Source organism: Variovorax nivicola (assembly GCF_051216475.1).
GTDB lineage: Bacteria > Pseudomonadota > Gammaproteobacteria > Burkholderiales > Burkholderiaceae_C > Variovorax.
In genome coordinates this window covers 159,723-172,217 of the sequence record NZ_JBPJZK010000009.1, presented here as the reverse complement: position 1 = coordinate 172,217, position 12,495 = coordinate 159,723, and the positions used below count along the sequence as shown (strand labels likewise).

Genomic DNA, 12,495 nt, shown 5'->3' with positions numbered 1-12,495 from the left:
CTTTGCTTACTTGTCGTTCTCTGGCTTGGCCTTCGCACGGGGGTGTGCAGCGTCGTAGACCTTCGCCAGATGCTGGAAATCCAGCCGCGTATAGACCTGCGTGGTCGCGATGTTCGCGTGGCCCAGTAGCTCCTGCACCGCGCGTAGGTCGCTGCTCGATTGCAGCACGTGGCTCGCGAACGAATGGCGCAGCATGTGCGGATGCACCGGCGCCGCGAGGCCGGCCTTGAGGCTGCGCTCGCGCAGCAGCTTCCACACCGCCTGCGACGACATCCGCATGCCCTTGGCACTGATGAAGAGCGCAGCCGCGGCTTGCGGGTCGCGCAGCCGGGCGGTGGTCAGCCCGGCGCAATCGCCGCGCACCGCGAGCCAGTCGCGCACCGCCTCGGCCGCCTTGCTGCCCATCGGCACGATGCGGCGCTTGCTGCCCTTGCCGAGCACGCTGGCTTCCATCGCATCCAGATCGACCCAGCCCCGCGCCGTGTTGCTCGCCTGCGCATCGAGCCCCGTGAGCTCGCTCACACGCAGGCCGCAGCCGTAGAGCACCTCGACGATGGCGCCATCACGCGCCTCGGTCCACGGGTCGGCCTCGGGGTCGTACAGCTCGGCGAGCCGCACCGCGTCGTCCACGCCCAGGGCCTTGGGCAGCGGCCGGCCGGCCTTGGGCGCGTGCACGTCCTGCACGGGGTTGAAGCCGATCAGCCCTTCATTGCCCAGCCAGCGGTAGAAGCTGCGCCAACACGACAGCACCAGCGCAATGCCGCGCGGCTCGCGCCCGGCGCTGTGCAGTTGCGCCATCCAGCGGCGCACGTGGGCGGTCTGCACGCGGTCCAGCGGCAGCTTTGCCTCGGCGGCACGCTCGCGCAGGGCCTGCAGGTGAAAGGCATAGAGCTCGACCGTGCGCGCCGCGAGCCGGCGCTCGACGCGCACATGCTCCAGGTATTTTTCGATCCAGTCCATTTGCTCAGCGGGAGTGCCGGCTCAGAAATACCGCGGAACCGGCTTTGCCGGGCCGCTGGTATTGCCCCCGGCGAGGGGGTTGGCGCAGCGACACGAAGTGCGCGAAGCCTGGGGGCGCGCTAGAACAAGTAGCCATGGCCGGCATTGTTGATGATGGCTGCCGGCTCGCGCAATGCGCCTTTGAACAGCATGCCCCAGGTGCGCCAGCAGGAAGTTGGCGCAGCGGCGTACTGCACGTCGAAGGTCTTGTCGAACCCGCTCATCTTCACCAGCCGCTCGGTGCGCCACAAGTGATACGGCTCCGACACGATCACCACGCTTCGGACACCGGCCAACTGCAGGACGGGCGTAGACAGCGCCAGATTCAGGCGCGTGGACGTCGAGCCGCTCTCCAGCAGCATCGGGCCGGCGAAGCCCACGGCCATCGCATGCTGGTGCATGACTTCGGCCTCGATGCGCCCGTCTTCCGAGTCGACACCGCCGGTAAACACCAGCTGTCTGATGACACCGGCCTGCGCCAGCGCGATGCCTGTGTCGACCCGCCCCGTGAGACAGGGGTTCGGTTTGCCGTGAAGGTAGGCCCGGCTACCCAGGATCAGCGCGGCGTCGGCTGGGCGTTGCGGCGGATTCGCCAGCAGTTCCTCGGCACGCTGCCAAGCCACCGCCCAGGCGACCACGTATGCCAGCGCCACGACCAGCACCCCGCCAGCCGCCAGCACGACCTGCCAGGGCCGCCGCAACCAGCGCGGGCGTTTCAAGGACGCAGCCGCGAAAGTCCGCCCGAGGCCAGCTCGGCGATGCGCTCGAGAAAATCGGTGCCCATCTCGGCGTTGAAGCGCTGCGCGTCGGGCGACGCCAGCACCAGCATGCCGAAGGCCGGCGACTCGGCGTCGGGGCGCAGCGGAATCAGCGCGATCGACATCGCGGCCTGCGGCTCGGGCAGCCAGTTGGCCGCCTCGAAGCCCGAATTGAGCCCGCAGTAAGGCGAAGTCAGGGAGGTGGCCAGCGCCTTCACGTCGTCGCTCACCCACTGGGCATAGGCCTCGTTCAGGTATTCGCTGCCGCAGTCCCACACCTTGATGGCCGTCTGCGGCACCAGGAACAGCGACTGCAGGTCGACCGCAATGCGGTACGGCAGGCTGCGCGGATCGCGCGTGGTCAAGAGGCCCTTGGTCCAGCGCTGCAGGCGGTCGGCGATGACGACGTTCTCGGTGCCGTGGCGCACCATGTCCATCAGGCGGTGCTCCAGCGCCTTGATTTTTTCGCGCAGCATCTCGGCCTGGCGCTCCTGCAGGCTCACGGCGCGGTTGCCGTGCGGGCTGGTGAGCTGCACCTGCGCCAGCAGCTGGGCATGGCGCTCGAAGAAGTCGGGCGTGTTCGCCAGGTAGTTGGCGATGTCGTCTTCGGTGATCGGGTTCATGGCGTTGGCGTCGTTGTTGTTCGTGAAGTTGGTCGTCATGGCAGCTCCGGCACCTCGATGTCACCTTCGAAGACCGTGGTGGCCGGCCCGGTCATCAGCACCGGCTGCCCCTCTCCCTGCCACTCGATCGTGAGAATGCCGCCGTGCGTCTGCACGTCGACCCGGCGCTCCAGCAGGCCGAGCCGGATGCCCGCCACCACCGCCGCGCAGGCGCCCGTGCCGCAGGCCAGCGTTTCGCCGGCGCCGCGCTCGAATACCCGCAGCCTGATGTTGGAGCGGTCGACCACCTGCATGAAGCCCGCGTTCACCCGCTGCGGAAAGCGCGGATGGTGCTCGATCTGCGGACCCTGCTCGGCCACCGGGGCGGCGTCTACGTTGTCGACCACCTGCACCGCGTGCGGGTTGCCCATCGACAGGACCGCTACCGAAACGATAGCGGTGCCCGCACGTGTGCCAAGGGCAAGGTGCCACTTGTGCCAGCCGCCTTCAGGCTGCGGGTCGAGCCCGGCGACGTCGAAGGGCACGCGCGCGGGTTCGAAGACGGGGGCGCCCATATCGACCGTCACGCGGCCGTCGACACCCATGCGCGGCTCGATCACGCCGGACAGCGTCTGCACGCGCACCTGCGTCTTGTCGGTCAGGTGGTGTTCGTTGACGAAGCGCATGAAGCAGCGCGCGCCGTTGCCGCATTGCTCCACCTCGCCGCCGTCGGAGTTGTGGATCACGTATTGGAAGTCGATACCTGCCGCGGGCGAAGGCCGCACGGTCAGGATCTGGTCGGCGCCGACGCCGAAGTGGCGGTCGGCCAGAAAGCGGTATTGCGCGGCGCTGAGGCCCAGCGTGCCGCGCGTTTCGTCCAGCACGACGAAATCGTTGCCGGCTCCCTGCATCTTGGTAAAGCGGATTCGCATCCCGGGATTATCGCCACCGGCACTGCCCTTGACGACCACGGGCCCAAAGCTCACGCCGCTCGGGCCCTCCGCCTACAGCGCAAGGAAGTGATGCACCTCGGGCTTGCCCGGCCCGATATGAAAACGCAGCGCCTCGCCCTGCAGGTCGGCATCGGCCTGCGACACGCGGTGGTGCTGGCGCAAATGCTCTGCCCACGATTCGACGAGGAACCACTCCATCACCCGCTCCGGGTCGGCCGTGTGCTCGTGCACGCCCCAGGCATAGGCGCCGTCGCGGCGGCGCTCGAACGACAGGCGCTTCATCGCCTGCAGGAACGCCGGGCGGTCTTCCTTGCGAATGCGGTACTCGACCTGCACCATCACCGGCCCGCGGTCGTGCGCCACCGGCTCGGCCAGCAGCGGCTCGGGCCAGTGGTTCGACGCCTGCAGGTCGGCCTCGCCGGCCGGCAGCCGCACGCGATGGAAGATCAGCCCGGCCACCACGAGCCCCACCGCCCCCGCCACCAGCGTGGCCGGCACGCCGATCTGCTGCGCCACCAGGCCCCAGCCCAGGCTGCCCGCAGCCATCGCGCCGTTGAACACCGTGAGGTACACGGCCAACCCGCGCCCACGCACCCAGTTCGGCAGGATCGACTGCGCCACGCCGTTGAGCGTGGTCAGCGCAACGATCCAGCCCAGGCCCAGCAGCAACAGCAGCAGCACCGCCAGCCACTTCGGCGGCGCGAAGACCAGGCTGCCCATCACGGCCGCGGTGAGCAGCGCGGCCAGCAGCAGCATGCCGTCCGCATCGAGCCGCGCCCGCAAGCGCGGCAGCACCAGCGCACCGCCGATGGCGCCTGCCCCCACGGCACCGAGCAGCACGCCGTAAAAGCCCGCGCTGCCGCCGAGCATCTGCCGCGCCACCAGCGGCAGCAGCGCCCACACCGAGCTGGCGAACAGGAAGAACACCGCCGCGCGCAGCAGCACCACGTGCAGCTCCTTGCTCGCCCGCGTGTAGCGCAGGCCGGCGCGGAAGGCGCCGAAGAAGTTCTCCGACAGGCCGCTGTCCACCGGCGCCGGGCGCTTCCACCACAGCAGCGCCGCGATCACGAACACATAGCTCAGCACATCGACGCCATAGGTGGCAGCCGCACCGAAGCTCGCAAGAATGAGCCCGCCCGCCGCCGGACCGATGGAGCGTGCGATGTTGATGCCCAGCGAGTTCAGCGCCACCGCGCCCTTGAGGTCCGCGCGTGGCACCAGTTCCGGAACGATCGACTGCCACGTCGGCCCCATCAGCGCCGCGCCGATGCCGCCCACGAAGGTCAGCGCGATCAGGTATTCAACCGTGAGCGCTCCGGTATGAGAGAGCACCAGCAGCGCGCCGCTCACCGCCGCGAGCACCACTTGCACGAAGATCAAAAAGCGCCGCCGGTCGAGGATGTCCGACAGCACCCCCGCCGGAATCGCGAGCAGGAAGATCGGCAGCGTGGCCGCCGTCTGGATGAGCGCCACTGCCGTCGGGTTGGCCGACAGGTCCGTCACCAGCCACGAACTGGCCACGTCGCGCATGAAGCTGCCGATGTTGCCGAGCACGGTGGCGGCCCAGAGCACCGCGAACACCGGCTGGCGAAGCGGCGCGAAGGCGCCGGGTTGCGGTGCCGGCACGGTCGCCGCGGGCGAAGATTCAGACATGGGCACGCTCCTTCAGGTCATGCCAGGCGACGAGCAAAAAGCCGCCGACCAGCCCGAAATGTTCGAAGAAGGAGTTTGCCGCCATGAAGCGCTCCTGCCCCGGGGGCATGCCCCAGAAGCGCAGCGCCACGAAAGTCGCCATCAACGTGAAGCCCGCGAGCGCCAGTGCGCCAAGCCAGCGCAGACGCCCCGTGAGGATCAGCGCCGAAGCCCCGAGCTCCAGCACGATGACCGCCACGGCCAGCGGGCCGGCGAGCGACAGGCCGAAGTGCTTCATCTCGGCGAGGGCCGAGTTGAAGTCCATCGCCTTGTTCAGCCCGCCCTGCAGGTAGGCGGCGCACAGCAGCAGCAAGGCGATCCAGCGCAGCGCAGGTGAGGTGGTCCAGCGCATCGTCATCACACCGCCCAGCAGGCACAGCCGAGCGCGCCCCAGAAGCTTTTCAGGTCGGCAATGGGCAGCTTGCTGCTCCAGGCCGTCGCGTGGCTGTGGCCGTGCACGTTGCAGTTGTTGGCGCAGGCGCAGGACATGGCGGCGTTGCGCATTACCTTCTGCAGCGGCGCCCCTTCGGGATCGGCCCAGCCGGCATAGCCGCCGAAGGTGCGCGCGGGCGACCAGTCGGGCATGGCCGGCGGCGGTGCGCCTTCGTCTTGCGCGGCGAAGGGGCCTGCGCCGTAGACCACCTTGCCGCCCACCATCGTGAGCAGCGCCGTGGTGTCGGCGATCTCCGATTCGGGGCAGGCGAAGAAGTCACGGTCGGGCACCACGAGGTCGGCGAGCTGGCCGGCCTGGATGCGGCCCTTCTTGCCCTCCTCGTTCGAGAACCAGGTGACGTTCTCGGTCCACATGCGCAGCGCCTGTTCGCGGTCGAGCAGGTTGCGCTGCGGCGTGATCTGCAGGCCGCCCACCGTCTTGCCCGTGACCAGCCACGACAGCGACACCCACGGGTTGTATGAAGCCACCCGCGTCGCGTCGGTGCCGGCCGAGACCTTCAGGCCCTTTTCGAGCATGCGCTTCACGGGCGGCGTCGCCTCGGCCGCGCCGGCACCGTAGCGCTCGACGAAATACTCGCCCTGGTAGGCCATGCGATGCTGCACCGCCACGCCGCCGCCGAGCGCCGCAATGCGGTCGATCGACTTCTCGGAAATGGTCTCGGCGTGGTCGAAGAACCAGTTCAGGCCAGCCAGCGGGGTGTCCTTGTTGACCTTCTCGAACACGTCGAGCGAGCGGCTGATGGTCTCGTCGTAGGTGGCGTGCATGCGCCAGGGCCAGCGGTTCTGCGCCAGCACGCGAATCACCTCTTCGAGCTCGCCTTCCATCTCGGGCGCCATGTCGGGGCGCGGCTGGCGGAAGTCCTCGAAGTCGGCGGCCGAGAACACCAGCATCTCGCCGGCGCCGTTGTGGCGGAAGTAGTCGTCGCCCTGCTTGTACTTGGAGTTGGCGGTCCAGTTCAGGAAGTCCTGCTTCTCCTGCTTGGGCTTCTGCGTGAACAGGTTGTAGGCCAGGCGGATCGTGAGCTGCCCGTCGTCGGCCAGCTTCTGGATCACGGCGTAGTCGTCGGGGTAGTTCTGGAAGCCACCACCCGCGTCGATGGCGCCGGTTACGCCGAGGCGGTTGAGCTCGCGCATGAAGTGGCGCGTGGAATTGAGCTGGTAGTCGAAGGGCAGCTTCGGCCCCTTGGCCAGCGTGGCGTAGAGGATGGCCGCGTTCGGCTTGGCCAGCAGCAGGCCCGTGGGGTTGCCGGCGCTGTCGCGCACGATCTCGCCGCCGGGCGGCGCGGGCGTGTCCTTGGTGTAGCCCACTGCGCGCAGCGCGGCGCCGTTGAGCAGCGCGTGGTCGTACAGGTGCAGGATGAAGACCGGCGTGTCGGACGCGACGGCGTTCAGCTCCTCGATGGTCGGCAGGCGCTTTTCCACGAACTGGTGCTCGGTGAAGCCACCCACCACGCGCACCCATTGCGGCGCGGGCGTGACCGCCACCTGCCGCTTCAACATCGACATGGCATCGGCCAGGCTGCGCACGCCGTCCCAACGCAGCTCCATGTTGTAGTTCAGACCACCGCGAATGATGTGCAGATGGTTGTCGATCAGCCCCGGCAGCACGCGCTTGCCGTGCAGGTCGATCACGCGGGTGGCGCTGCCGGCCAGCGGCAGCACGTCTTCTGCGCGGCCGACGCGAATGAAGCGGCTGTCCCTGATGGCCACGGCGTCGGCCACGGGGTTGGCGCGGTCCAGCGTGGTGAAACGGCCGTTGTGCAGGATCAGATCTGGGGTTTCGGTGTTGGTGGTCATGTTGTCGGAGAAAGAGGCGACGGCAAGGCCGGGGGCTGCGAGGGTGGCGCCGAGCGCTCCGAGGAGGCGCCGGCGGCTGGGGTCTGCGGACGGCTTCATGCGTCGCGCCTGCCGGAAGACTGGGCTTCGGCGGTGTTCCCCGCCGTCGGCTGCGCGCACTTCGGCAGTTCGCCGAACACGTGCGGCTTGACCTGGTGGTGCAGCCACGAGGTGGCCACCGCATCGGGCTTGATCACGCTCTTGATGAGCGGCGGGATCTGCTCTCCGAGCAGGATCCCGAGAAGCCCCACCAGGGCGATGACCGGCGGCGCCGGCGAGCGCACCTGGAACAGTGCGTAGATCACGCCGACCAGCAGGCCGAGCGCGAGCGACAGGACATAGGGCTTCATGATCTCTTCGGCCTCGGTGTTGTCGATCAACCCTCGTGCGCGCCGAACATGGTCTTGGCGTAGGTCACGCCGAGACCATAGGCGCCGCCCACCTTCTTCGCGATGCCGGTGGTCAGCTCGTAGGTGTCGCCGCGGGCCCAGTCGCGCTGCAGCTCGAGCAGGTATTGCAGCGAGGTCATCGGCTGCGCGCCGGCCTGCACCATGCGCTCCATCGCACGGTTGTGCGCCTCGGCCGACACGTCGCCACAGGCGTCGGCAATCACGTACACCTCGAAGCCCTGGTCGAGCGCCGACAGCGCGGGGCCGACGATGCACACGCTGGTCCACAGGCCCGCCAGCACGATGCGAGGCTTGCCGATCTGATTCACGCGCTCGATCACGGCCGCGTCTTCCCAGGTGTTCATCGAGGTGCGGTCGAGCATCTTCTGGCCGGGGAAGGCGTCGGTGATCTCGCTGAACATCGGGCCCGAGAAGCTCTTCTCGGCCACCGTCGTGAGAACGGTCGACACGCCGAAGCCGGCCGCCGCCTGCGCCACCAGCGCGGCGTTGTTGCGCAGGTTCACGGCGTCGATGGAATGCGTGGCAAAGGCCATCTGCGACTGGAAGTCGATCATCACCAGCGTGTGATCGGTGGGGGTGAGCAGCTTGGCGCCGGCGGTAGGGGTTGCTTTGACGGTCATGGGAAGCTCCTTCGGGTTGAATGGATGTTCGATTCGATTCACAATTTGCTTTCGGAGGCAATCTCCTTGGCACGGGATGAATCATCAAGGTCCATCAAGCCGTCATCGACGAAACTTTTCACCTTCAATCATCGAAGTTTTCGATCATCGATTTCCCACTTAACCCTTCCTTCTTCTTTCAAGGAACCGCAGCGTGCTCAAACTCAGCCTGGAAGCCATCGAGGTCGTCGACGCCATCGCCCGCCACGGCTCCTTCGCCGCCGCCGCCGCGCGCCTGAACAAGGTGCCCTCCACCATCTCTTACGCCGTGGGCAAACTGGAGGAACAACTGGGCATGCTGCTGTTCGAGCGCAACGGCCCACGCGTAACGCTCACCGCCGCCGGCGAAGAAATGCTCAAGGAGGGCCGCTGGCTGCTCAGCGCCGCGAGCGACCTCGAATCGCGCATGCGGCTGATTGCCACCGGCTACGAGTCGGAGCTGCGCCTCGTGCACGACTCGCTGATTCCCACGCACGCGCTCATCGACGACATCCGCGCTTTTGAAGACCTGCGCTGTGGCACGCGGCTGCGCATCGGCTGCGAGGCGCTCACCGGCAGCTGGGAGGCGCTGCGCGAGGGGCGCGCCGACATCGTCATCGCCGCGGGCGAAGGCCCGGCCGGCGGCGGCTACCAGGCGGTGACCGTGGGCAGCCTCGACTTCGCCTTCTGCGTGGCGCCCTCGCACCCGCTCACGCGGCTCGACCGCCCGCTGCAGCGCGGCGACCTGCTGGAGCACAACGCCATCGTGGTGGGCGACAGCGCACGCACGCTGTCGGACCGCACCGTCGGGCTGCTGGCCGGCCAGCCGCGCATCACCGTGCCGTCGATGCCCGCGAAGATCGCCTGCCAAGTCGCCGGCCTGGGCCACGGCTTCTTGCCGCGCGCCTGCATCGCGGACGAACTCAAGCGCGGCACGCTGGTCGAGCTGCCCACCGAGGAGCCGCGCCCGCCCGAGGCCTTCTGGCTGGCCTGGAAGACCGGCGCGCAAGGGCAAGCGCTACGCTGGTGGCGCGAGCGGATGAACCGCACGCTGGTGCCGGCGCTGCTGCCGCGATCGGCCGGGTGGCAGTGAGGGGGAGCGTCAGCCCGCCGCGCGCAGCTTGTCCAGCGCCCGGTCGAGGAACGCCAACCGGTCCTGCCCCCAGAACCGCTCCCCGTTCAATATGAACGTCGGCGCCCCGAACACACCCGCCTCCACCGCCTCCGCGCTGTAGACCCGGTAGGCCGCCAGTGTCTCGGCCGCCTGCTCCAGCGCCTGCAGCGAGGCGCCGTCGTAGCCGGTCTCGTCGGCCACGGCGATGCGCACTTCGGCCTGCGAGGTGTCGCGCTCCTCGGCCCACAGTGCGCGCAGCAGCGCATGCGACAGCGGCTGAGCATCGAGCCCTTGCAACTGCGCAGCGATCACCATCCAGCCCGGGTATTTGTTCCAGTTGGGGTCGATCGGCGCGCCCTTGGGGTAGTGCGCGGGCGCCAGGTTCAGCGGCATGCCGAGGTAGTCGCTCCAGCGAGCGAGCTCCAGCGCGTGGTACGTGCGGCGCGGCTCGGGCCGGGTCTTCAGCGGAATGCCGCCGGTCTGCGGCACCACCGCCTGGAAGTCGTAGGGTTTGAGCGTGAGCCGCACGTGGTGGCGGCGCACGATGTCTTGAAGTTGCGGGCCGCCGAGGTAGGCCCAGGGGGAAGAGAGGCTGTAGTAGCAGTCGAGCGCGATCATGTTTCGATTATCTTCAGCGCATGCCCGACGCCACCGCGCTCCCCACCCTTCTCCCCTCGGGGTCAGCGCAGGCCATGCCGGCACGATGAAGTTTCCGGCTTTTCTCTTCTCGCTCTTCGTCTCCAAGCTGGCTGACCAGATCCTGCTGTTCCTGGTGCCGCTCGTGGTGTTCCAGGTGACGCAGGACGTGGCGTGGTCAGGCTACGCCTTCGCGGCCGAAACGCTGCCGCGCTTTCTCTCGTTTCCCGTTTGCGGCGCGCTGTGCGACCGCATCTCGCCGCTGAAGCTGCTGCGCGGCAGCCAGGTGTTTCGCGCGCTGGTGTGCGTGCTTGTGCTGGGCAACGAGGCCATGGGCGGCATCGGCTGGCTCGTGGGCCTGTCGGCCGTGTGCGGCGTGCTCACCACGCAGGGAATGATGGCCCGCGAGGTGATGCTCCCGCAGATCGCCAGCGGCACCCGGGGCCTGGCCTTCGACAAGGTGCTGGCCTCCGCGCAGACCGCCGACCAGACCGGCATGGTGCTCGGCCCCCTGCTGGCGGCTGCGCTGATTGCCGTGTGGCCGTGGCAGGCGGCAGTGGGCGCAGCGGCGGCGTTGTTCCTGCTGGCCGACGTAGCCACCGCCTGGTGGCGGCGCGGCAACCCCGTCGAGCTGCACGAGCCGCAAGGCGAGCCAGGGCAGCATCTGCTGAAACCCATCGCCACCGCACTCGGCCACCTGCTGCGCCTGCCGGGCCTGCTGCGGCTGACCATGCTGACGGCCGGCGTGAACCTGATGCTCGGCACCACGCTGGCCTCTTCCGCCGCGATGGTCACCGGGCTGCACCAGCGCTCGGCCCCCTATTACGCGTGGCTGCAGACGCTCGGGGCAATGGCCACCATCGTGATCCTGCTGGCGATCATCCGAGGGTCGATCGCGCTGAAGCACATGGGCATTACCGCCTACCTGCTGATACTGGCCGGCGGCCTGCTGACGGCCGCGAGCACCAGCCACTGGGGCTATGCGGCCGGCTTCCTGCTGGTGATCGGGTTCGACAAGATGTTCAGCATCTACATCCGCATCCACCGGCAGAGGATCATTCCGGCGAAGGACTATGGCAAGACCACCGGAGTGATCGTGCTGCTGAACAACCTGACGCAGCCGCTGGCGGGGTTGATCGTCGGAGCGTTTGCCGATGCTACGCAGACGCGTGGGGTGATCTTTGCGCTTTGCCTGCTGGTGGGGGCCATCGGCATCGCCGCTGCCGTGGCAAGTCGCCGGACGCCGGCTACGGAACCTTGACGGCGCGCACGATATCCCGCAACTGCCGCGGCGAGGGAAGCTTGCCCCTCATCTCCGTGGGCAGCTTGCCCTGCAGCTGATACTCGGCCACCCCGATGGGGTTCGACTTGCTCTTGAGAGCGAACTCCACCTCCAGGCCGTCCTTTTCAGCGCACAGGATGATTCCGATGGAAGGGGCGTCGTCTGGCGCACGTTCCTTCTCATTGAGCAGGTTCAGGTAGAAGTCCATCTTGCCCGCATATTCCGGCTCGAAACTGCCGATCTTCAGTTCAACGGCGACCAGGGATTTCAGGAAGCGGTGATAGAAGAGCAGATCGATGAAGTACTCATTGCGCCCCAAAGTCAGCCGATGCTGGCGGCCGATGAAGCAGAAGCCGTAGCCCAACTCCAGAATAAAGTCCCGCAGCTTTTCAATCAGTTGGCTCTCGAGTTCGCGCTCCTTGACGGCCTGGCGTATGCCCAGGAACTCGAGGTTGTAGCTGCTCTTCAGCGCTTCCTCAGCCTGCTCGGCCAGGTGGTCCGGCAACGCAAGCGGAAAGTTATGACTCTTCCCCTCGGCAAGCGACCGTTCGTACGCCTGAGCCTTGATCTGGTTGAGCAGCACGTTGCGGCTCCAACCAAACGCAGCAACCGCTCGCAGATAGAAAAGACGCTGGGCAAGGTCGCCGAGCTTGCTCAGCAATAGCAGGTGATGGCCCCAGGGAACTTCTGCGACAAGCTGCCGCAGAAGTTCTTCGGCTCGAACCGAAGACTGCGCCACAGCACCCTGCTTCGGCGGCCGTTTTCCACCTTCTGCGACAACCTGTCGCAGAATTTCCGACCCGGTGTATTCCTCATACAACCGACGCATGTCCCACACGTTCCGCGCAGAGAAACCCTGCGTGCCCGGAAACGACGCTCGCAAGTCCCGAGCAATCTGCTCGACCACCGACTGCCCCCAGCCCTGCGTGCGTTGCTGCTCGACGATGGCTTTGCCGATGTCCCAGTACAGTGAGATCAGGTCGCGGTTCACCGCACGAGCGGCCGACAGGCGCGCAGCGGCAACGCGCGCCTTCAACTCTCCGATGAATGTGGCGTAGTCGGTCGAAATTTCGGTGCGGTGGTTCATCGTCGGCATGACAGCACGCAATCGCACGCGCCTCG

13 protein-coding genes are annotated in these 12,495 nt (G+C 67.6%); 2 read left to right on the top strand and 11 right to left on the bottom strand.

Translation table 11 applies throughout. The features are described from left to right. Positions 1-6 precede the first annotated feature (6 nt). The 9 genes from ACSFBF_RS29220 to ACSFBF_RS29180 form a co-directional block, all read right to left on the bottom strand. A complete protein-coding gene (locus ACSFBF_RS29220) occupies positions 7-960 on the bottom strand; it encodes a tyrosine recombinase XerC (protein WP_435473117.1) in 954 nt (317 codons plus the stop codon). 119 nt (positions 961-1,079) lie between these two features. Then, positions 1,080-1,718 carry a YdcF family protein gene (locus ACSFBF_RS29215; protein WP_435473115.1) on the bottom strand — a complete coding sequence of 213 codons (639 nt, stop codon included), beginning with the start codon at positions 1,716-1,718 and terminating at the stop codon, positions 1,080-1,082. Further along, positions 1,715-2,419, bottom strand: coding sequence for a DUF484 family protein (locus ACSFBF_RS29210; RefSeq protein WP_093056297.1), 705 nt, complete (start codon positions 2,417-2,419; stop codon positions 1,715-1,717). The genes ACSFBF_RS29215 and ACSFBF_RS29210 overlap by 4 nt, the downstream gene beginning before the upstream one ends. Continuing rightward, on the bottom strand, positions 2,416-3,291 hold the full coding sequence (dapF, locus tag ACSFBF_RS29205; protein WP_435473113.1) for a diaminopimelate epimerase: 876 nt from the start codon (positions 3,289-3,291) through the stop codon (positions 2,416-2,418). The genes ACSFBF_RS29210 and dapF overlap by 4 nt, the downstream gene beginning before the upstream one ends. Before the next feature lie 72 nt (positions 3,292-3,363). After that, positions 3,364-4,965 (bottom strand): MFS transporter, encoded by a 1,602-nt coding sequence (locus ACSFBF_RS29200; RefSeq protein WP_435473111.1) that lies wholly within the window; start codon positions 4,963-4,965, stop codon positions 3,364-3,366. Continuing rightward, positions 4,958-5,356 (bottom strand): DoxX family protein, encoded by a 399-nt coding sequence (locus ACSFBF_RS29195; protein ID WP_435473244.1) that lies wholly within the window; start codon positions 5,354-5,356, stop codon positions 4,958-4,960. Before ACSFBF_RS29195 ends, ACSFBF_RS29200 begins: the two co-directional genes overlap by 8 nt. Before the next feature lie 5 nt (positions 5,357-5,361). Continuing rightward, entirely contained in the window at positions 5,362-7,254 is a 1,893-nt protein-coding gene (locus ACSFBF_RS29190; RefSeq protein ID WP_435473242.1) for an amidohydrolase, read from the bottom strand. A 95-nt stretch (positions 7,255-7,349) separates the two neighbouring features. Further along, complete coding sequence (locus ACSFBF_RS29185) at positions 7,350-7,643, bottom strand: DUF1427 family protein (RefSeq protein WP_435473109.1); 294 nt, start codon at positions 7,641-7,643, stop codon at positions 7,350-7,352. A 26-nt stretch (positions 7,644-7,669) separates the two neighbouring features. Next, positions 7,670-8,323 (bottom strand): hydrolase, encoded by a 654-nt coding sequence (locus ACSFBF_RS29180; protein WP_435473107.1) that lies wholly within the window; start codon positions 8,321-8,323, stop codon positions 7,670-7,672. Between the two features lie 193 nt (positions 8,324-8,516). On the opposite strand from ACSFBF_RS29180, the gene ACSFBF_RS29175 reads away from it, so the two are divergent. Next, on the top strand, positions 8,517-9,434 hold the full coding sequence (locus ACSFBF_RS29175; RefSeq protein ID WP_435473105.1) for a LysR family transcriptional regulator: 918 nt from the start codon (positions 8,517-8,519) through the stop codon (positions 9,432-9,434). Positions 9,435-9,443: 9 nt separating this feature from the next. On the opposite strand, the gene ACSFBF_RS29170 is transcribed toward ACSFBF_RS29175, so the two are convergent. Further along, entirely contained in the window at positions 9,444-10,073 is a 630-nt protein-coding gene (locus tag ACSFBF_RS29170) for a 2-hydroxychromene-2-carboxylate isomerase (RefSeq protein ID WP_435473103.1), read from the bottom strand. An 85-nt stretch (positions 10,074-10,158) separates the two neighbouring features. Between ACSFBF_RS29170 and ACSFBF_RS29165 the strand changes: the two genes are divergently transcribed. Continuing rightward, positions 10,159-11,352: an MFS transporter gene (locus ACSFBF_RS29165; RefSeq protein WP_435473101.1), complete on the top strand. Its 1,194-nt coding sequence runs from the start codon at positions 10,159-10,161 to the stop codon at positions 11,350-11,352. On the opposite strand, the gene ACSFBF_RS29160 is transcribed toward ACSFBF_RS29165, so the two are convergent. Then, a complete protein-coding gene (locus ACSFBF_RS29160; RefSeq protein WP_435473099.1) occupies positions 11,339-12,460 on the bottom strand; it encodes a PDDEXK nuclease domain-containing protein in 1,122 nt (373 codons plus the stop codon). The genes ACSFBF_RS29165 and ACSFBF_RS29160 overlap by 14 nt on opposite strands. Between the last annotated feature and the right edge of the window lie 35 nt (positions 12,461-12,495).